The organism is Clostridium mucosae (assembly GCF_024622765.1).
Classification (GTDB): Bacteria; Bacillota; Clostridia; order Clostridiales; family Clostridiaceae; genus Clostridium.
Window position 1 is genome coordinate 155,289 of sequence record NZ_JANKAF010000002.1, and the last position, 22,007, is coordinate 177,295.

A 22,007-nucleotide genomic window follows, 5' to 3' on the forward strand; every position below is an offset into this window, starting at 1 on the left:
ATATATATAATACCTTATCAGAATATTTTTTACCATATCTTTCTTTAATATTCTATAAAATTACTAATTTAATAATTTTATATATATATTTATATAATTTCAGAAAATTGAAAACATTTAAAAATCATTATATAAATTTTATTATATTATAAATAAAAAGTAATTTATAAGGATAATAAAAAAATAAATTATTATAACCTATATTTAAAATTATAATAATTTATTTTTTAAATTTATTTTCTAATCTTTTCCACATCAGCTATTATATATTTTATTACTTTTATATCTTTACCCTTACTATACATATATATAGGAATAGATGTTATTATTCCAACAACAGTTCCACAGATTATATCCCACATAGTATCATATAGACTACCATTTTGTGCATGAAGTCCAAATAACGAGTCTGTTGTAAACTCCCATATTTCCCATGCTCCTGCTGCAGCTGTAGCAAATAATATAACGAATATAGCTGAAGTCAGAGGATTTATTTCTTTCCTTGCTTTCTCATTAGTTAAATATAAAAATAAAACATATCCAATTATAGCAATTATAGCACCAGATAATAAATGTAAGAATTTATCATAATTAGTTATTGAATAAAAATCCCAAACACTTGCTAAATACATTGACAAGAATATAAAACTTATATTTATATAATATATAATTCTAGATCCCTTAAGAAAGCTCTTTATATATAACAAATATGCTCCTACTATAGTTATAAATGTAAGTCCTATTCTAAAAAGTTTTTCTCCATCTCTTACCACAAAATCATATATAGCAGTCATTATTAATAATAAAGTAAAAATAACTGCTAGTATAAATTCATTATTATATTTTTTATTTTTCAATTGCATCACTCCTAGAATTTAATACCAATAATTATATAACAAATTTTCAAATTTATTTTTACTTTATAAATATTGTTCACTAAATATTAACTAATTAATCTTAAGATTTTTCTTTCTAAATAATATAAGCGAAATTAGTGCTCCAATAATTAATCCACCTAAATGTGCAAAATTATCTATATTCGGAATAGTTATACCTATAATAACATTCAACCCTATAGTTTCTAATATGTTTTTCATATATTGCTTTCCAATTTTATCTTTTTCTTTTAATCCAAATATTAACATCGCTCCTAAAAGTCCAAATATTGCTCCTGACGCACCTACAGATATGCTATTAGGTTTAAATAAATAACTAAATATTGATCCACCTAAAGCTGATATAATGTAAATTACTATGTATCTCTTACTTCCATATACCGCTTCAACTTCTCTTCCTATGATATTAAGTGCACTCATATTAAAGAAAATATGAATTATTCCACCATGTAAAAAAGCAGATGTTAATAATCTATATATTTCTCCGCTATTGATTAAAACATTAACTTTAGCACCCATTTGAATTAAGGTATAGATATCTATATCAATTAAATTTCGTGATTTAATTACTTCAATTAAATATACTAAAATATTTAAAATAATAATTGTATATGTAACTTTGTATTCTTTAAAGCTTATCTTTCTTTTACTATCTATATTCACCATATAATCTATAATAGGAATAAATGCTTTAGAACCATTACTACAATATATTATTTTTCTTTCTTTTAAAGAAAATATTAATTTATTATAATTACTTTCTCCATAATTTATATATTCTCCTGAAGTTAAAATTATTAGGTTCACTATAAATGGCTTATTTAAGGATTTTGCTAAATATTCTCTTGCTTCATTAAAATCAACTTCTTCATCTGAATCCTTTACTACTATAACGCCAACTATTACTTCATCTAAATCTAATAAGCCTATCCATTTATTTTTTTCATGAAAATTACTATAATAATCTCTCATAAAGAATTTTAATTCCTTTGTTATTGAATTAAAAAATACTTTTTCAAACTTATCCAACTATATCCCCCTATCATTTAAATAATAATAAGCAATTAGTAAACTATTTACTAATTGCTTATTAAATATTAATAATTTAATTAATTTCTTTTTCTAGCATATCTAAAAGTTCGTTAAATCTTTCAATAGTTGCTTCTAAAGGTTTAGATGTAGTCATATCGACTCCAGCTTTCTTTAAAATTTCTATTGGATAGTTACTACCACCACTCTTTAAAAATTCAATATATTTAGGAACTGCATCTTCTTTTCCTTCCAATATTGATTTTGCAAAAGCTGATGCAGCAGCATATCCAGTTGCATATTGATAAACATAGAAATCAGAATAAAAATGTGGTATTCTTGCCCACTCAATATTAATTTCTTCATCAACTATCATATCTGGTCCAAAATATTTAACATTTAACTCATGCCATGCTTTATTATAATCTTCAGCTGTTAAAGGTATTCCTTTTTCTAAGCTTTCATGAGTATATAATTCAAACTCTGCAAACATAAGCTGTCTAAACACTGTTGTTCTTATTTGCTCTAATTCTTGATTTATTAAATATAACTTTTTCTTCTTATCAGTTTCTTTATTTATTAAATGATGTATTAGAAGTGCTTCATTAGTAGTTGATGCTACTTCTGCACAAAATAGCGTATATCCTGCGTAAATATATGGTTGCTCTTTTCTTGAATAATAAGAGTGAATAGAATGCCCCATTTCATGAGCTAAAGTAGATACATCATGTAACTCATAATTATAGTTTAATAAAACATATGGCATTGTTTTATATCCACCCCAAGAATAAGCTCCTCCTCTTTTACCTTTGTTTTGATATATATCTATCCAGCCTTCTTCAACTCCGCCTTTAAAGATATTTAAATATTCATCTCCTAGTGGTTTTAATCCTTCTAAAACCATATCTACAGCATTGTTAAATTCTATATGCTCTTTTGGTATTTCAATAACTGGAACATATAAATCATACATATGCATTTCATTCAATCCTAGTAGTTGTTTCTTTAATGCTACATATCTATGAAGAGATTTTAAATTTTCGTCTATAGTTTTCAAAGAATTCTTATAGACTTCTAGCGGTATATCATTTGGCTTTAATGAAGCTTCTAGTGCAGAGTTATATTTTCTAACTTTTGCACTAAAGTTAAAGTTCTTTATTGAACTTGTTAATGTAGTTGCAAAAGTGTTTTCTAAATCTTTATATGACTTAAATAAAGTTTTAAATACTTCTTCTCTTACTTTTCTATCCTTACTTTTTATAAACCCTGAATAATTTCCTTCAGTTAATTCTACTTTTTCACCATCTTCATCAACTATTTTCCCAAATTTCATATCTGCATTTGTAAGCATATTGTGAATTGAATCTGGAGCATCTAAACAATCTGAAACTTGTGCTAATAATTCTTCCTGCTCTTTATTTAATATATGAGGTTTTTCTTTTAATATATCTTCAAACATAAATGAATACATCTTTAGCTTTTCATTGCTATTTATAATATTTCTTATAAAATTATCTTCTAAGGACAATATTTCTGGTACAAAATAAGCTGTATATGATGCAAATTCTGCCATATAAGAATCTACTTTATTCATCATAGCTTGATATTTAGGGTTAGATGTATCTTCATCACATTTTAAATGAGCATATACATATACTATTTCAGCCTTTATGCCTAAATCTACATATTTGTTTAAGTAAGCTAGAATGTTTTCTTCATTATTTAATTTTCCTTCAAAATCCTTAAGTGATGGTGCCTCTTTTTTTAAATCTTCAAAAGTTTTTTCCCACTCTTCATCAGTTGAAAATATTTTATTTACCTTCCACTTATATTTATCTTCGATTTCTTCTCTTTTTTTCAATACCTTTGATTCACTCATAATTTTTGCCTAAATTTTTAGGCCCTCCCTTCTAATTATATTCTTCTTCTTTTCCTACAATATCCTTAAAAGCATTTTCCATAGAGTCTTCAATTAATTCTACACATCTTGTTATTCTTTCCTTCATAACCTCATAATCATCTACATATTTAAATTTTATTAAAAATGTAGGATTATATTCATCTAACATATCCTCAATTTCAAACTCTTCTTTTATAAAGGCATCATAATTAAAAACATCGTATATTGCTGAGTATTCCCATTCTTCAACATCTTTATTTGTATCAAAATATAAATTTACAACATCATTAACAACAAAAAGTTTCTTTACATATAAAGCTCCCTCTGAAACTTGAAAACTTCCAAGCTCCTTAGTTATAAATCCCGTATCCTTATCCTTTTCCATTAATACTAAACTTGAAAAATCCATGTATATTCCTCCAACATCTTTACTTTAGTTTTAATAACTTACCTATATTATATGTTTTATTTATAATATAAATCAACAGAATTAAATAGTTAAGAGTTAATTGTTAAGAATGAATAGTTAAAGAGTTAATGTGTCTATAATATAAATAATCAAACAAATATATTAATATCTCTAAAGTAATTGTTGCAAACTATTTGCATTTTCATATATAATAAGTCTAGACTATTTAGGAGATGATTTTTTTAATGATTAATATAAAAGATTTATGTTTTTCATATTCCAATAAACCACCATATTTACTTAAAGATATAAATTTAAATATACCTGAAGGTATATATTTATCTATAGTTGGCGAAAATGGAAGTTGTAAAACAACACTAATAAAAATAATTTTAGGTTTATTAAAACCAACCTCTGGTACAATTGAAGTTCAATCTAATTCTATTGGATATGTTCCTCAAAGATTAGATTCTTTTAATTCTCAATTTCCTATTACAGTGAAAGAAGTTTTATCTTGTCATAAAAAAAGTTTAAAAAATAATAATATAAATATTTCTTCTATTCTTGAAACTGTTAATATGAAAGATTACAAAACTAGACTTTTGGGAATGCTATCAGGTGGACAACAGCAAAGGGTTCTTATTGCTAGAGCCTTAATGGGAAATCCAGATATAATTATTCTCGATGAACCTTCTACTGGCGTTGATGAATCAAATCAAATTGAAATATACAGTATTTTAAAGAAACTAAATCAAGTAGATAAAAAGACTATTATATCAATCGAACATAATATAGATATTGCTTTAAATAATTCAACTCATATACTTAAAGTAGATAATGGAAATATTACATTATTTACAGTTGATGAATATAAGAATTTTAGAAATAATAATTTTAAGTTAAATGATGCTATTTAAGTTTATGATTAAGAAAGGTAGATTATATGCTTCAATTAGATTTTATGCAAAACGCCTTTATGGCTGGCTTTATAATATCAATACTATGTCCTTTCATAGGACTTTTTTTAGTGCTTAGACGCTACTCCATGATTGGTGATACATTATCACATTCCTCTTTTGCTGGAGTTGCTATAGGATTAGTTATAGGGGTTAATCCACTTATAACAGCATTTTTATTTACAACTCTTTGCGCAATAATTATTGAATTATTAAGAGAATATTATAAAAAATATGCTGAACTTGTTATGTCACTAGTTTTAACCTTTAGCTTAGGTATAGCAATAATACTTATAAGTAGTGGAAAAGCTTCAGCTAAAGTTAATTCTTTTTTATTTGGTAGTATTCTTACTGTTTCTACGCAAGATATATTTATGATATTAATTGTAGGAATAGTTTGCTTGATAGCACTTATATTTTTATATAATAAACTTATTTATATTACCTTTGATGAAGAAGGTGCCAAAACAGCGGGAATAAAAGTAAAATTAATTAACTATATTTTCACTATATTAGTTGGTGCAACTATTTCTATGTCTATAAGAATAATGGGAATACTTGTGATTTCATCTATAATGGTTGTTCCTGTTGCAACTGCAATGCAATTAAAAAAAGGCTTTAAAACAACTTTATTATATTCAATATTCTTTGGAATGTTTGATATTATGGTAGGACTATTCTTATCATACTATGTAAATAGTGCTCCTGGAGGTACTATTGCACTTACTTCAGTATTTACTTTAATTATAGTAATAATACTAGATAAATTTTTAAATTTTAAATAATATTAAAAATTATAAATGGGATATTTTCTTATGAAAATATCCCATTTATAATTTAGAAGAGTGCGACATCCTTTTATATTTATTATATTACAAATCTTACTTGTTATTTTTGCATTGATCACAAATACCATTAAGCTCCAACTTATGTTCAGTTAAGCTAAATCCAACTTTAGCCTTTATAGCTTCTTCTATTTCTTCCATCGGACAAGGTATTTCAACACACTTATGGCAAACATCACACTTTAAAGTATGCTTATGACTTTCTTTTTTTAGTATATATATTGCAGGTCCATCTATATTTATTTTCTTAATTATATCTTTTTCTTCAAGTAACTCTAGTGTTCTATATATAGTGCTAAGATTTAAGTTTTCATTTTGCTTTTTACATTCACAATATATATTTTCTGCTGATAGCCCTTTATCTGAAGACTCTATTATATTTAAAATTGAAATTCTTCCTGCTGTTACTCTCATTCCATTTTCTTTTAAATAATTTTCCCAGCTCATTTTATTCTCCTAACGTTCTAATCTTTATATAATTATAACACTAATATTCCACATATTAAATATTAAAAAAATATCATTTTAATTCCCAGTATTAATAATATTACTCCACCTAATAAATCAGCATACTTACATATAAAATCAACTCGCCTAGCATATCTGCACATAAAAAAACCAATTGTACATATAAGTAATGTTATTAATCCTACCAAAATAGCATCAACAAATAATAATATTTCATTTACTTCATGAAATGCCGTAAATCCAACTACTAAAGCATCAATACTTACTGACATACCTAAAATCATATACATTGATTTTCTTATTAAGACCGACTCATCATTATCATTCTTTTTAAACGCTTCTAGTATCATTATAAATCCTATTAAGGCTATTATAACTCCACCTATTACGTTAGGTATAGCAACTATATATGTATCAAAAAACTTTCCCCCTATTCCGCCTAAAAATATAAATAAAAACTGAAAGAAAGCAAATGATACTATAAACCCTATTTTATTTCTTCTTTTTAATATAGGATTTATCCCTAAACTTATACTAAGTCCAAGTGCATCCATAGCCATAGCCACACCTATTAAAATTACTTCTTTTAATCCCATCTTCTAGAAACTCCTCCAAATTATATAATTCTATTCTATATATAATTATAAAGTATAGTATTTATGTATTATTTTTTTTAAATAAGTACTTTTAATAAGACAAATTTTATTGTATATTATTAAATAGAGTATATAATATTTGAAAAAGTATATCATATTTTGTAGTTTTATATAAAGGAGAGTAACTTAATGGCGAATTGTATAATTGCTCAATCTGGAGGTCCAACATCTGTTATTAATTCAAGTGTAGTAGGTTTATTGCAGGCAAATAAAGATTTAGGTTCATTTGATAAAGTATATGCCGGTCTAAATGGAATAGAAGGTATATTAAAAGGAAATATAATAGAATTATCTTCTTTTACTGATGATGAAATAAATACATTTAGGTATACACCATCTTCTGGCTTAGGTTCTTGTAGATATAAAATGAAGAGTTTAGAAGAATCAAGCGAAGAATATGACAAGCTTTTAGATATATTGAAAGTTAATGACATAAAAGCCTTCTTTTATGTAGGTGGTAATGATTCTATGGATACCATTGCTAAACTAGGCAAATATGCAAGAAAAACTGGAATAGATATAAAGTTTATTGGTATTCCCAAAACAATAGATAATGATTTAATGTATACTGATCATACTCCTGGTTTTGGAAGTGCCGCAAAATTTATTGCAACTACAGCCCTAGAAACATATTTAGATTCATCAGTTTACATAAATAACGGAATATTTATTTTAGAAACAATGGGTAGAGATACAGGTTGGCTAGCAGCTTCTTCTTGCGCAGCTAGAATAAATGGTGAGCCTGTTGCAGATTTTATATATTTACCTGAAGTTGCTTTTGATATAGAAAAATTTCTTTTAGATGTAAAAAAAAGATTTGAAGAAAAAAATAAAGTTTTCATAGTTGTTTCAGAGGGTATAAGAAATGCTGAAGGAAAGTTTATAACTGAAGTTGAAAAGCAAGCTCATGATAAATTTGGTCATGCACAATTAGGTGGTGTCGGTTCATACCTAAAAAACTTAATAATACATTCTGGTATAACATCTAGAGTTAAATCTCTAGAATTAGGAGTATTACAAAGATGTGCAATCCATTGTTCTTCAGATATTGATTTAAATGAAGCTTTTGAAGCTGGATACTCTGCATTAAAGTTTGCACTTGAAGGCAATAGTGGATATATGGTTGCTATAAAAAGAGAGTCAAACGCACCTTATTCTACTTCTCACTTCCTTGTAGAAGCAGATAAGATAGCTAATAATGTTAAATACTTTCCTAAGAATTTAATTAATGATGAAGGAAATCATATAAAAGAAGAAGCATTGGATTACTTCTTACCTCTTATTGCTGGAATTCCATCATTAGTTATAGATAATCATTTACCAAAATTTAAAACAATATCAAAATAATAAAAATGGCAATATCAAAATAAATTTTGATATTGGCCTATAAAGATGGAAGTTCTAATTGAACTTCCTTTTTTTGCGCATATATAAATAATAGATCAAAATTTCTATTTAAGTTTAAATACATCTTTAAGCAAGTAGAATCAGTGGTTTAAAAGGGGCTCACGTTTCGTTAGCCCCTTTATAAAAATAATAAATTAACTTTTTAAGGAAATAAAGCTTACTTGAAATTGAATAAATTTTATATTAAATAAATTTCTGAGACTCCACCTTTTACTTATATACATATAATACTATTTTTATTTTATTAATAACTAAACATAAAAGTTTGTGTATTTGCTTACCTTAACACCTTAGAGTATAATAAAATTGGAATTATTGAAATTTATAAGTTTAAATGTATTTGATATATAAGATAATCATAGGAGGATGAAATGATAGTTTTAAGCTGTAAAGATATATCGAAAAGTTACGGAATAAGAGATGTACTAAAAGATATTACTTTTTCAATCAATGAAGGTGATAAGGTTGGAATCATTGGCGGAAATGGAGAAGGAAAATCAACCTTGTTTAAAATAATATCTAAAGAATTATCACAGGATTCTGGTGAAATATTTATAGATAAAAATAGAACTATAGGATATTTAACTCAACACGTTGATTTAGATTTGAATAATACTATATATGATGAAATGAATTTAGTATTTAAAGAGCTTCTTAATATTGAAGAGAGATTACATTCATTAGAAATAAAAATGGCTGAACCTTATAACGAGGATAATGCAGCTTATCATGAAAAAATTATAAAAGATTACACTACTCTTCAAGATTTATATTCTCATAAAGGCGGGTACACATATAAGGGTGAAATATCTAGAGTATTGAAAGGTCTTGGTTTTCTAGAAGAAGACTTTGATAAAATTATAAACACTCTTAGTGGTGGACAAAAAACCAGAGTTTCACTTTGTAAACTACTATTAAAAAATCCAGACATAATTTTGCTTGATGAGCCAACTAACCATCTTGATCTAGAAGCTATTGAATGGCTAGAAGAATATCTAAAAAATTATAAAGGAACTGTTTTAGTAATATCACATGATAGATTTTTCTTAGATGCCGTTACAAACAATACCTTTGAAGTTATTAACGGTCATGTTAATTGTTATAATGTTCCTTATACTAAATTTATTGATCAAAGAAAGAAAAATTATGAAGCTCAACTTAAAGCTTATAATCTTCAGCAAGCTGAGATTAAAAGACAAGAAGCAATAATAGAAAAGTTTAGAAGCTTTAACAGAGAAAAAAGTATAAGAGCTGCTGAAAGTAGAGAAAAAGCCTTAGAAAAGATGGATAGAATAGATGCTCCTGATAAGGAAAAAGAAGCGTCTAAAATTCAATTCGAAACTTCTGTCAAAAGTGGGCATGATGTTCTTCATATTGAAAATCTAGCTAAAAGCTATGGAGATAATAAGCTCTTTTCAAATCTTAATTTAGATCTTAAAAGAGGCGAAAAAGTAGCATTAATTGGAGAAAATGGTCGTGGTAAAACAACTCTCTTTAAAATTATTTTAGATAACTTAAATCCTGATAGTGGTAAAGTTATACTTGGAACAAATGTAAATGTTGGATATTACGATCAAGAACAATCTAATTTAAACCTAGATAAGACTATTTTAGATGAAGTATGGGATGAATTCCCTAATTTAACCACATCTAAATTAAGAGGTGCATTAGCATCATTCTTATTTACTGGAGATGATGTATTTAAAATAATTAACACTCTTAGTGGTGGAGAAAAATGTAGGATTAATTTATTAAAGCTTATGTTATCAAGGTCTAATTTATTATTATTAGACGAGCCAACAAACCATCTTGATATAATGTCTAGAGAAGCTCTTGAAGACGCTCTATTAAGTTATGATGGTACATTAATGGTTATATCCCACGATAGATACTTTCTAAATAAAGTAATTAATAGAATCCTAGAGCTTAACGAAGATGGCATTAAAGAATTTTTAGGAAATTATAGTTACTATCAAGAAAAGAAAATTAATCCTAATAGATTTGAAGTTTTAGAAGAGTTATCAAATGGAAAAACTAAAACTCAATTGAAAGATGAAAAGAAGAAAAAAAGAGAAATTGAAAAAGAAGAAAAAGCTTTAAAATTGAAAATAAAGAAAATAGAGGATGATATATCAACAGGAGAAGAAAAATTGTTGTCTCTCCAAGAAGAACTTTGCCTTGAAGAAATTTATTCTAATCCTTCTGAAAGCGGAAGAGTTAATAAAGAAATAAGAGACTTAGAGGAAAAAATCTCTAACCTATATGAAGAATGGGAAAAGTTATCTAATTAAAGCACTTTTGCATAATTATTAATTTTAATAGGAGCTGTCTTATGACAGCTCCTATTTTTAGTAATATCTTGTAAGTTACTTATCTTTTTCCTGTTGATCCAAAGCCACCTTCCGCTCTTTCAGTTTCACTTAGCTCTTCTACTTCATCCACTTCAACATACCATACTGGTTTTACTACCATTTGTGCAATTTTCATACCTTTCTCAACTATAAAGGCTTCCTTCCCATGGTTTATTAATACTACACCTACTTCGCCTCTATACCCTTCATCTATAGTTCCTGGTGTATTTAAAACAGTAATTCCATGTTTTAATGCTAATCCACTTCTAGGTCTAACCTGTGCTTCAGTTTGAGGTGGTAACTCTATCTTTATTCCAGTTTTAATTAATGCTGTTTCTGATGGATTAATTAAAACCTCTTCTACTGAGTATAAATCTAACCCAGCATCACCTTTATGTGCATAATTAGGAATTATAGCTTCATTATGTATTTTTTGAACTTTTAATTTTAACTTATTCATTTGTATTCCTCCAACAAAATATTAATTCTATTGTAACAAGTAAATCTTATTTATGTCCATACTTATTCTAGGTAAATTAAAAAGAGATAAATTAAATCTTAAATTTATCTCTTTTTATAAGTGTATAAATATTTTTCCTCCATCCTATCTTCTGTAATAAGTAGATTTTATTTTATTTACTACACATATATTTGCAGATTTATTATCTTTATCTATAGTAACTTCATTCCATGTATAGTATGAAGGCTTTTCAAAAAATCTTCTATCTACTATTGCTATAACCCTATAACATCCATTTTCTAAATTATCGAATACTACTTTTCCATTTGCATCAGTAAATTTTGAATTATACAATTTAGGAGATATCCCATTTAATAAATATAAATTTATCCTTGCTCCCTTAAGCTCTACACCCTCTCTACTTGCAAGCCTTGATATGACTTCAATTCTACCCTTTTCCTCCACTTCATTATAATTATTATAATTATTTTGTAGATTATATTGAGAGCTATCTTGTGAGATACCTTGTAATTTATCTTCTATATTTGAATATAGTCTGTCATAAGGATTTTCATATTGTCCCTCACTACAAACTTGATCACTAAAATCACTTTCTATTATTTCTTCTTCTTGATTATTGCATATGTTGTCTCTATTAATAGTTCCTGTAGAGTTATCCTCTCTAACTTCCCCATCAACTTGAATAAATAAATTTAAATTTCCATTTTCATCTACAGTATATTGATCTTCATTATTATTATTATTTTCATCACTATGATATTGATCGTCGATAACTATTTTCATATATACCTCCAAAGCATAATATAGTTACATAATATGCTTCACCTATAATTTTGGTGATAAAATAATAAAAAAAAGTGTCAAAAGACACTTTTTATTTAAGAAGAAATCATTTTAACAGCTTCATCAAATTCAATAGGTTTGCTAAAATAATACCCTTGAATAACATCACAACTAATTTTCTTTAAAAAATCTAGCTGTTCTTTAGTTTCAACCCCCTCTGCAACTACTAAGAGGCTTAAGTAGTGTGAAAGTTCAACAATACTATTTATTATATACTCACTTTTTTCTTCAACAACTATTCCATCTATAAAACTTTTATCTATCTTTAATACATCTATAGGCAAAGTTCTTAAATAACTTAATGATGAATATCCTGTTCCAAAATCATCTAACGCCAACGAAACTCCTATATGTTTTAATTTTTCTAATGTGTTTATATTTTTTTCTGCTGATTTCATTATTATACTTTCTGTAATTTCAAATTCTATATATTCAGAATTCAAATCATAGAATTTTAATGATTCAGATATAAACGAAACTATATCTTCATCTCTAATTTGCACCTCTGATAAATTTATAGCCATTTTAAACTTTTTAGTAGTTATTAATGTTAATTCTTTGCACTTTTTAAAACTCTCATTTATTATGTATTTTCCTATAGGTATTATAAGCCCTGAACTTTCTGCTATTGGTATAAATTCACTTGGTGATACTGGTCCTAAGGACTTACTATTCCATCTTACAAGCGATTCAAACCCTATAACCTCTTCCGTATCTACTTTAATCTTAGGTTGATATAGCATTTTTATTTCGTTATTATCTACAGCAACTCTTAATCCCTTTTCTATATCAAATTCTCTATTTAGAATTTCTAATATTTTTATGTCAAAAAACTCATATCTATTTTTTCCATTAACTTTTGCAAGATACATAGCCATGTCTGCTCTTTTTAATAAAATAGGCATATCACCCCCATCTATGGGATATACGCTAACCCCTATGCTTAATGTACAAAAAATTTCTTTTTCATTTATTATTATTGGATTACTTAACTTTTTTATTATATTATCTAAAATGTATTTAATTTTATTCTTTTCTTGTATATTATATTGCACTAATATAAATTCATCTCCGCCATATCTAGCAAAAAGAGAATCTTTTATCTCCATATTATTAATAATTTTTGCAAACTCAATTAAAAGTAAATCTCCAGCATCATGCCCATATGTATCATTGACATATTTAAAGTTATCTAAATCTATAAAAATAAATGCGATTTTTTCATTAGGATAGTTTTTTATATGATTTGTAACCTCTCTTACAAAAAACCTTCTATTAGGAATCCCAGTAACTTCATCATTGAAACTTAAATAATTAATTTCAAGTTCCTTTTCCTTCCTATCCGTTATATCGGAAAGAGCTCCATGAATAAATAAATCCCCATTCTTTTCTAATGTCTTTTTTCCTTTACTTTGAAGCCATACAACTCTATTATCCTTACTTAATATTCTATACTCTATAGAATAAAATTCTTCTTTTTTTGAATTTAGAACCTTATCTATTTTCTTATTATATATATCAATATCATCTTCTAGTATAAACTTCTGCCAACTTTTATCTGAAATTAGTACGTCGCCTTCCCCTCTAATTTCTAAATACTCTCTAATACTATAATCAATTGATATAATGTTTTGATTAACATTCCACCAAAATGCAATGTCTTTAGAGCCCTCTACAGCTAATCTATTCTTATTTTCTATAACCTTATTCATATTTTCTACTCTTTTTCTTTCAGTTATATCTGTAATAAATCCAGACAAATAAAAAATATTATTTCTTATCTTTCCCTTTCCTTGTACTTTAAGTAATAGCTTTTCTCCCGAAAAATCTATTATAGATGATTCTAAAAAAAAGTTATCTAATATCCTATTATGTATAATGTTTTCAATGAAAATTTTTATATCTTCTCTTTCATCTTCAACAATAAATGAAAACCATTCTTCAAAGCTCTCTATGTCATTATTAGTTTTTAAAATCTCTTTCATCTTTTTAGACATATATAATTTATTATTTTCACTATTCCATTCCCAAATTGCACCTTCCAATGCATCTATAGCCATTCTATATCTTCTCTTATTTGATTCTGCTAATTTATATAGCTTTTTATATTTCCTATTTGTATAAATCAATCTAATCATTAACAATAAAATAATAAAGAACATGATAAATAATAATGAAGTCAAATTATCAAAATTACTTTTAACTATTAATATAATTAAACACAGAGTAGTAAATATGAAAATACTATTCTTTTTTCTTTTTTTCAAGATTATCACCAGTGCCCTTCCTTTAAAATTATATTCTAATAATTATATATTTTATCATATTCTTCCACATATTAACATAATTTTAACTTGATAAAATTAAAAAAAATAGACGTATGTAAATATGTCACATTCGTCTATTTTACTCTTTTATTATTTATTTAAATATCTTCGTTAATATTATGTTTAATGTAACACCTACAAGCGCTGACAAACTTAAACCTGATATACTTACTGTATCTGTTATATTTATCCCTATAGCCTTTGGCATAAATAATCCTGATAATCCAATAAATATAATTGTTATTATAACTATTATATTCTTTATATTAAATTTTACACCTTCATTCCTAACTGTATTTACTCCAACTAATGCTATCATTGAAAATAACATTATACTTATTCCGCCCATGACTGATGAAGGTATAGTTCTAATTACCGCTCCAAACTTATCTATAAAACTTAATATTATTGCAAAAACTGCTGTTAATCTCAATATAGATGGATCATAGTTTTTAGTTATTGCTAATACACCTGTGTTTTCTCCGTATGTAGTATTAGCAGGTCCACCTATAAGCGATGCTGTCATAGTAGCAAGACCATCTCCTAATAAAGTTCTATTTAGACCTGGGTCTTCAATAAAATTCTTTCCTACTATAGTACCATTAGTTGTTATATCTCCTATATGCTCCATAAAAACAGCAAGTATAACTGGAACTACTATCATTATCGCACCTGAATCAAACTTTGGCAAAGTAAATTTTGGTACTGCTATAAAACTTGCATTTTGAATTGCAGTTATGTCAACTTGTCCTAATACTAAACTTAATGTATAGCCGACTATTACAGCAATTATTATAGATAACTGTGATATAAACCCTTTAGTAAATCTTTTTATGCATAAAGCTAGTCCTAATGTTATTATTGCTATTATTAATTCTTTTCCTGAACCTGCTTTTCCAGCCATAAATGAATTTACTCCTGCCATATCTAAAGCTGTTGGTATAAGATTTACACCTATAACTACTATCATCGGGCCAACAACTTGTGCTGGCAAAATACTTCTTATCTTAGATACTCCTATTTTTTTTACTATAAATGAGACTAAAGCATAAATTAATCCTGCTACAAACATCCCACCTTGAGCATATCTTAAATCACCATATTGAGTTGCAACTGCACCAATTACCGGAATAAATGCAAATGAAGATCCTAAAAACACAGGAACTTTACCTTTAGTACATAAATGAAATATAATAGTTCCTATTCCAGCTGAAAATAAAGCAACTGATGGATCAAGTCCTGTTATTATAGGGACTAAGACCGTTGCTCCAAACATTGCTATTAAATGTTGAAGTCCTAAAACGCTTTTTAGTAAGCCTCTCTTCACATTACTTAAACTATTTGTTTCTTTCGTCTCTACATATTGTGCCATTTAATGACCTCCCTATTTTTATTAATAAGGAGAAATTCCTATTTCTCCTTTTCTAGCCTCTCTGGACTAATTTAAAAAGGTATTTTTAAATAAAAAAACTTCTCTATAAATATCCAGAGAAGTTATAATAATCCTACAATAATTTTACTTCTTTTGAGCCTCTCTGGACTAATTTAAAGAATGAATTTTCTTTTTTCAAAATTATATCATCTACTTACTATTATTTCAATATAAATTTTAATTTCCATATAATAAATATTGTATTCTTTGAATTTTTAGGAATACTAGTACTAGCATAATAAGTTTTAGGAGGATATTAATATGAAATTTAAAAATTTTAGAAAGAAGTTATCTACAATTTATATGGCTATTATATTATCTTTCTCATTTATTACTAATACTCAAGCCATAGAAATCACAGAAGATTCATCTAACGAGAGTAGGCAGGAAAAAGTAGTATATCTTACTTTTGATGATGGTCCTGGAGGGAAAATTACACTTCAAGTTTTAGATACATTAAAAGCAGAAAATGTTCCAGCCACTTTTTTTGTTATAGGATGCCAAATTAAAGGACAAGAAAATACTATTTTAAGAATGAAAAATGAAGGTCATAGTATTGGACTTCATAGTTTTTCCCACAATAGAAATAAATTATATTGTGGAAATGAAGGTTTTTTAAAAGAAATGAAACAAGATCAAGAAACATTATATGAGGTTACAGGAGAAAAATATAATATTTTAAGATTTCCATTTGGATGTAATAATCAATCTTACAAGTTAACACAAAAATTAGTAGATACACTACATGAAAATAATTTTAAAATATATGACTGGAATACCGATAGCGGCGATGGTGCAAATCCTAACTCATCTCCTGAATGCATAATAAAGAAAGCATGTAAAAGTCAAGATAAGGATACTGTTGTAATTTTAATGCACTGTACATATATAAATAAAAATTCCGCTAAAGCTTTACCTTCTATAATTAAATATTATAAAGATAATGGATATACTTTTAAAGCTATCGATGAAAATACTCCAGAGTTATACAAAGTAACAAAGAAATAATTTTTGGGAGCTGTCTAAGCACAGCTCCTATTAAAAGTTTTAAATTAACAATTTAACTTATTTACTTATTAGTACACCTGTGGCTTTTAATGCTATTCCAATAGCCTTATATAATATCATGCCTAAGAATACATTCATTATTGCAGCAGGTATAACAACAATACTAATTAGACTAACAAAAGATCCTGGTAAACCTACTAATAAACTTGCAGATCCTAAAAATACTAGTCCACTTACTATAGTTCCAAAACTTAAAGCTATTAGCATTTTTATATTATTGCTTAGTCTATTTCCTATTAATTTAAATATAAAATACATTACGTTTGCTGTCACAACTTTATCTATAATATTTGGTAGTTGTCCACCTGGGAATTTTGTAGTAAGCGCAGTTAATACTCCCATTATAATACCTGATATTAAAGAAGTCTTATAATCATTATTTATTATTATGATTATAAATAACATTGCTAACGCAAAATCTGGTTGCATAGGTAAACCTAAAGCTGGTGTTATTTGATGTAATAGAGCTCCAATAGCTATTAATATTGCATTTAGTATCATTTTTTTTACATTCATATTTCTATTCATATTCAAAATCTCCTTTTTAAAATAAATTTATATCAAAATAGTTTGTCCCCTCTACTTCATAACATAATTACCAGCTCCTTTAAACATTACTTTAATTTTAAATAAAAAACGCCCTATACAAAAATGTATAGGACGATATTATCCGCGTTGCCACCTAAATTGCTTTAAAAGCCTCTCTCATCAGGTACTAATATACCCTATTCCCTATATCGTGGGACTTACGGATCAACTACTTTAATAAAATTTCGTATCACTCCTCCGAGGCCCATTCACTATTTGTTATAGTACCGAAATCACACCATCTTCGGCTCTCTGAAACCTTACATAATAGCTACTCTTCCTCATCAAAGGATTAGTTAATTATTAATTTAATAATATACTATGCTATCTATTCATAATTGTCAACAATTTCAAGGAATTTTTTTCTATTCGGAACTATTACCATAAAAATAAATAATCCCAATAATAATAATCCCTTGATTATACTTGTACAACTTATACTCCACCAAACTCCGTTTATTCCAAGTGAAGGTATACTGCTTAATAATATTGCAAGAGGTATTCTAAGACCAGTAAACAATATACTAACCCAAGATGGCGTAACTGTATTTCCAAGACCTGAAAATGCTCCTGCTGTTGTAATTTCTATGCACATAAATAATTGGGAATATCCTAAGATTTTAAGATATATAGCACCTTGTGAAATTGCTTCAGCTTCAGGTATGAATACTGAAAAAACGCTTCCTCCTGCAAATACTAACAGTATAGTAGAAAAAATTCCTACCAAAGTTGCCATAACCATTGTTGCTTTATATCCCTTTAATATCCTGTCCCATCTATTTGCTCCATAATTTTGTCCTACAAAAGCTGTTAATGCTGCTGCAAAACCTTCTGCTGTCATCCATGATATTGCTTCTATTTGTGATCCAACCTTTTGAACTGCAATTGCTACTGGCCCCCATGATGCAATTACTCTTCCAATTATCATAGCAAAAACTGAAAACAAGCAATTTTGAAGTGCCGTTGGAATCCCAAATTTACATATTCTATACATATAACTTTTATCCAAATACTTCTTATTTTTCAAACTTAAGCTATATCCATTTTTTATAAATGATATTATAAATATAATAGTAACAATAGCTTGTGCACTAATAGTTGCTAGGGCTGCTCCAATCACTCCAAGCTTTGGGAATCCCCAAAGTCCAAATATCAATATTGGGTCAAATATTATATTAAAAGCTAGTCCAATAGCATTTATCAAAAAAGGAATTTTGCTACTACCAGCAGCATTAAAGATACCTGTAAATAATGGATTTAAAAAGCTAAATATCATTCCAAATGACACTACAATTAAGTAGTCTATAGACATTTTTATTATGCTTTCATCTCCTAAATTAAAGAATCCTATTAGTTGATTTTTAAAAACTATTAAAATAATCGTATATAATATTGCCATTACTATATTAATAAATAAACTATTATATATAAATTTATTTCTTTCCTTAACATCTTTCTTTCCTATTGCTTGAGCAACACCTATTTCGGCTCCTATTTTGGATATAAATACAAGTGCGCTTCCAAACCAAGTGAAGAAACCTGCTGTTCCTACTGCTGCTACTGACTCGCTACCTATTCTGCCTACCCACATCATATCTATCATATTGTAAGCCATTTGTATGAAAGATGTGCCTAAAATCGGTACAGACAATTTTAGTAGTACATTAAATATATTTCCTGACACTAAATCTACTGATTTTTTCATATGTACCTCCTTATTTATGATATTATTTATCTTCAAATTATATATTTAGTAGTATCTTTTTTCAATATACTTATATTTATTTATTCACTTTTTTTGAATATTAAATATTCTTAATAAAACTTAAAGGATTACCTAGGTAATCCTTTATTTACTTAGCATATTTATTATATTTTCAAAATGCTCAGGTTTACTATAATAAAAACCTTGTACTGTATCACATTCTATACTTCTTAAATAATCTACTTGCTCTTTTTCTTCTACACCTTCAGCAACAACTGTCATGCCAAGTTTATGTGACAATTGAATAATATTTTCTACTATGTACCTACTTTTGTCATTTTCAGACATATCAATAACAAAACTTCTATCAATTTTTAAAACATCTATTGGCAACTTAGTTAAATGATTCAAGGAAGAATATCCAGTTCCAAAATCATCTAAAGCAATGGAAGCACCTAATTCTTTTATTTGTAATAAACACTCTATGTTCTTATCTACTGATTTCATTATCATACTTTCAGTTATTTCTACTTCTATGTACTTAGGAGGGACATTAAACTCATCTATCAAAGAATTAAAGTATTCTAATAAATCACCATCTCGTAATTGTATTTCAGATAAATTAACTGCTATTTTAAAGTTATCATAGCCTTCTAATAATAGATATTTTACCTTTGCAAAAACTTCTCTTAATACAAATTTTCCTATTGGTATTATAAGCCTTGTATTTTCAGCTACAGGAATAAACTCTCCAGGACTAACAAAGCCTATTTCATCACTTTTCCATCTAAGTAATGCTTCAAATCCATTTACTTCATCATCTGTAAGCCTCACTTTAGGCTGAAACACAACAAACATCTCATTATTATCTAATGCAGTTCTAAGACCTCTTTGAATTGAGTAAATTCTATTTATCTCTCTTGATATGTTATTATTAAACATTTGCCATTGATTTTTACCATTGCTTTTAGCTATATACATTGCAGCATCAGCATTTTTAAGCAGCACTTCAAAATTTTCACCATCATCAGGGAAAACTGATACTCCTATACTTGTTGAAGAATAAATTTTATGACCATTTATGTCATATGGATTTTTTAATATTTCCATAATTTTTCTTACCGTAGCATTTATTTCATTTAAGTAACTTATAGATGAAATAAATATTAAGAATTCATCTCCACCAAATCTACATAACAATTGATCATCATTAAATATTTTCTTTAAGTCTTCTGAAAAATTCTCCAAAAATATATCTCCGCATTTATGCCCATAAGAGTCATTTATAAACTTAAAATTATCTATATCTATAATTATTAATGCTCCTCTAGATTCTGAAATAATGTGCTTCTCAAGTTCTTTCTCTATAATATTTTTGAATTGCTTTCTATTATTTAATCCAGTTAATTCATCATAATAACTAATATACTCTAACTTTAAATGTGCCTCTTTTTCTCTTGTTATATTATGAACATATCCTTCAAACCCTAAAAATTCGCCTTTATTACTATTTCTTGACTGGCCTTTAACACTAATCCATATATCTTCCCCTAAAATATTAGTCATCCTAACTTCAATTTCTTCTAAATTATTTTTTATACCATCAATTAATATATCAAAATAATCTTGGCGAAAGTAGCTTCTACACTCATCAAAAGTTATTATACTAAAATCATCTTTGTATCCTGTAATTTCTTTATTGTTCCCATAAAGCATTATTAAATCTTCTTCTTTATTTACAGAAATAAATAGTCCTTTAATAGACCTAATAAAAGATTCTTTTGAATTTAATAAAAACTCTTTTTGTCTATCTTTAAGATTATTCGAAGTCTTATCGTTAAGGGAACCAACATCCATGTTATAACTATTTTCCCTAATCATATATTTAAATCCTTCTCAAAGTATATTTTTATATTTATTATATAATTTAAAACTTATTTATTTTCTTCTACTTTCGCTTCATCTTTTGATTTTTCTTTATTATCATTTATTAATGTTGCAACTAAAGCAGCTCCAGCAGCTACAACTACCGCTAACTTACCCAAGCTTTTCATTTTCATAAATTGTTCCTCCTACCCATTATTTGAATTGATTTTGATCTCTTTCATATTTATATCCTATTGAACTTAATTTGTTTTTTATTTCTTCTTCTGTTACCCCTATATCTTCACATAATGATGATAAATCAGAGTAGAAATCTCTTAATTTCATATTTATCATACTTAATAGAATATTAGGATCCATAGATAAAATGCTTTCTCTATCCATACTATTTCTCCTTTTTATATATACAATTTCTATATATTTGGAATCTTAAATAAAATATACCATATATCTTTTAATAAAAAAAGTACATTATACATCTTTTTGTATATTTATTAAGATAAATATAGAATAATAATTTACTTTTTTATTATCGTAATTAATTATATTATTTTTATATGTTTCAACTATTTTTTTATAAAAGCTAAGGAGCTGTTGCCAGATTAAAAATGCAGAATTTATAATGTAGAATGAGGGTAAAAACTACTGAAAGTATTTTTAAAATAATATAAATTTAAATATTTCAGTACGAAATATCACCGAAATTTTAAATTTTATATTCTACATCTTAAATTAAATAGCATTCTGCAACAGCTCCTTATA

At 26.7% G+C, this 22,007-nt stretch carries 20 protein-coding genes and 1 other annotated feature; of the genes, 5 read left to right on the forward strand and 15 right to left on the reverse strand.

Annotation, left to right across the window (positions count from 1 at the left end; genetic code table 11):
- Window positions 1-233: 233 nt before the first annotated feature.
- The 4 genes from NSA50_RS04040 to NSA50_RS04055 all read right to left on the reverse strand — a co-directional run bounded on the left by NSA50_RS04040 (window position 234) and on the right by NSA50_RS04055 (window position 4,234).
- The gene (locus NSA50_RS04040) at window positions 234-857 is read right to left on the reverse strand and encodes a hypothetical protein (protein ID WP_195264872.1); all 624 of its coding nucleotides are present in this window, start codon (window positions 855-857) and stop codon (window positions 234-236) included.
- A 90-nt stretch (window positions 858-947) separates the two neighbouring features.
- Window positions 948-1,925: a rhomboid family intramembrane serine protease gene (locus NSA50_RS04045; RefSeq protein WP_257443172.1), complete on the reverse strand. Its 978-nt coding sequence runs from the start codon at window positions 1,923-1,925 to the stop codon at window positions 948-950.
- Window positions 1,926-2,001: 76 nt separating this feature from the next.
- Window positions 2,002-3,804 (reverse strand): oligoendopeptidase F, encoded by a 1,803-nt coding sequence (gene pepF / locus NSA50_RS04050; RefSeq protein ID WP_257443174.1) that lies wholly within the window; start codon window positions 3,802-3,804, stop codon window positions 2,002-2,004.
- A 31-nt stretch (window positions 3,805-3,835) separates the two neighbouring features.
- Entirely contained in the window at window positions 3,836-4,234 is a 399-nt protein-coding gene (locus NSA50_RS04055; RefSeq protein WP_195264878.1) for a DUF6762 family protein, read from the reverse strand.
- 245 nt (window positions 4,235-4,479) lie between these two features.
- Here NSA50_RS04055 and NSA50_RS04060 point away from each other — a divergent pair, with 245 nt between their 5' ends.
- On the forward strand, window positions 4,480-5,151 hold the full coding sequence (locus NSA50_RS04060) for a metal ABC transporter ATP-binding protein (protein WP_257443185.1): 672 nt from the start codon (window positions 4,480-4,482) through the stop codon (window positions 5,149-5,151).
- A gap of 26 nt (window positions 5,152-5,177) precedes the next feature.
- Window positions 5,178-5,975, forward strand: coding sequence for a metal ABC transporter permease (locus tag NSA50_RS04065; protein ID WP_195429317.1), 798 nt, complete (start codon window positions 5,178-5,180; stop codon window positions 5,973-5,975).
- Window positions 5,976-6,071: 96 nt separating this feature from the next.
- On the opposite strand, the gene NSA50_RS04070 is transcribed toward NSA50_RS04065, so the two are convergent.
- Window positions 6,072-6,482: a Fur family transcriptional regulator gene (locus NSA50_RS04070; RefSeq protein ID WP_195264885.1), complete on the reverse strand. Its 411-nt coding sequence runs from the start codon at window positions 6,480-6,482 to the stop codon at window positions 6,072-6,074.
- Window positions 6,483-6,544: 62 nt separating this feature from the next.
- Window positions 6,545-7,099, reverse strand: coding sequence for a manganese efflux pump MntP (locus tag NSA50_RS04075; protein ID WP_195264887.1), 555 nt, complete (start codon window positions 7,097-7,099; stop codon window positions 6,545-6,547).
- Between the two features lie 189 nt (window positions 7,100-7,288).
- Between NSA50_RS04075 and NSA50_RS04080 the strand changes: the two genes are divergently transcribed.
- Window positions 7,289-8,506 (forward strand): 6-phosphofructokinase, encoded by a 1,218-nt coding sequence (locus tag NSA50_RS04080; protein ID WP_195264889.1) that lies wholly within the window; start codon window positions 7,289-7,291, stop codon window positions 8,504-8,506.
- A 431-nt stretch (window positions 8,507-8,937) separates the two neighbouring features.
- On the forward strand, window positions 8,938-10,857 hold the full coding sequence (locus tag NSA50_RS04085) for an ABC-F family ATP-binding cassette domain-containing protein (protein ID WP_195264891.1): 1,920 nt from the start codon (window positions 8,938-8,940) through the stop codon (window positions 10,855-10,857).
- 79 nt (window positions 10,858-10,936) lie between these two features.
- On the opposite strand, the gene dut is transcribed toward NSA50_RS04085, so the two are convergent.
- The 4 genes from dut to NSA50_RS04105 all read right to left on the reverse strand — a co-directional run bounded on the left by dut (window position 10,937) and on the right by NSA50_RS04105 (window position 15,940).
- Window positions 10,937-11,377 carry a dUTP diphosphatase gene (dut, locus tag NSA50_RS04090; protein ID WP_195264893.1) on the reverse strand — a complete coding sequence of 147 codons (441 nt, stop codon included), beginning with the start codon at window positions 11,375-11,377 and terminating at the stop codon, window positions 10,937-10,939.
- 144 nt (window positions 11,378-11,521) lie between these two features.
- Window positions 11,522-12,181: a SpaA isopeptide-forming pilin-related protein gene (locus tag NSA50_RS04095; protein WP_195264895.1), complete on the reverse strand. Its 660-nt coding sequence runs from the start codon at window positions 12,179-12,181 to the stop codon at window positions 11,522-11,524.
- Window positions 12,182-12,276: 95 nt separating this feature from the next.
- Window positions 12,277-14,403, reverse strand: coding sequence for a sensor domain-containing protein (locus tag NSA50_RS04100; RefSeq protein ID WP_257443188.1), 2,127 nt, complete (start codon window positions 14,401-14,403; stop codon window positions 12,277-12,279).
- A 259-nt stretch (window positions 14,404-14,662) separates the two neighbouring features.
- Window positions 14,663-15,940: a uracil-xanthine permease family protein gene (locus NSA50_RS04105; RefSeq protein WP_257443191.1), complete on the reverse strand. Its 1,278-nt coding sequence runs from the start codon at window positions 15,938-15,940 to the stop codon at window positions 14,663-14,665.
- Window positions 15,941-16,261: 321 nt separating this feature from the next.
- Here NSA50_RS04105 and NSA50_RS04110 point away from each other — a divergent pair, with 321 nt between their 5' ends.
- The gene (locus tag NSA50_RS04110; RefSeq protein ID WP_257443195.1) at window positions 16,262-17,008 is read left to right on the forward strand and encodes a polysaccharide deacetylase family protein; all 747 of its coding nucleotides are present in this window, start codon (window positions 16,262-16,264) and stop codon (window positions 17,006-17,008) included.
- Window positions 17,009-17,065: 57 nt separating this feature from the next.
- Here NSA50_RS04110 and NSA50_RS04115 read toward each other — a convergent pair whose 3' ends face one another.
- The 5 genes from NSA50_RS04115 to NSA50_RS04135 all read right to left on the reverse strand — a co-directional run bounded on the left by NSA50_RS04115 (window position 17,066) and on the right by NSA50_RS04135 (window position 21,629).
- Window positions 17,066-17,596 (reverse strand): tryptophan transporter, encoded by a 531-nt coding sequence (locus NSA50_RS04115; protein ID WP_374940962.1) that lies wholly within the window; start codon window positions 17,594-17,596, stop codon window positions 17,066-17,068.
- A 125-nt stretch (window positions 17,597-17,721) separates the two neighbouring features.
- Window positions 17,722-17,953: a binding site (T-box leader), on the reverse strand.
- Window positions 17,954-17,984: 31 nt separating this feature from the next.
- Complete coding sequence (locus NSA50_RS04120) at window positions 17,985-19,361, reverse strand: MATE family efflux transporter (RefSeq protein WP_195429311.1); 1,377 nt, start codon at window positions 19,359-19,361, stop codon at window positions 17,985-17,987.
- A gap of 144 nt (window positions 19,362-19,505) precedes the next feature.
- Window positions 19,506-21,242, reverse strand: a complete 1,737-nt coding sequence (locus tag NSA50_RS04125) for a putative bifunctional diguanylate cyclase/phosphodiesterase (protein WP_195429309.1) — start codon at window positions 21,240-21,242, stop codon at window positions 19,506-19,508.
- Between the two features lie 53 nt (window positions 21,243-21,295).
- The gene (locus NSA50_RS04130; protein ID WP_257443197.1) at window positions 21,296-21,421 is read right to left on the reverse strand and encodes a hypothetical protein; all 126 of its coding nucleotides are present in this window, start codon (window positions 21,419-21,421) and stop codon (window positions 21,296-21,298) included.
- Between the two features lie 19 nt (window positions 21,422-21,440).
- Entirely contained in the window at window positions 21,441-21,629 is a 189-nt protein-coding gene (locus NSA50_RS04135; protein WP_257443199.1) for a DUF4250 domain-containing protein, read from the reverse strand.
- Window positions 21,630-22,007 lie beyond the last annotated feature (378 nt).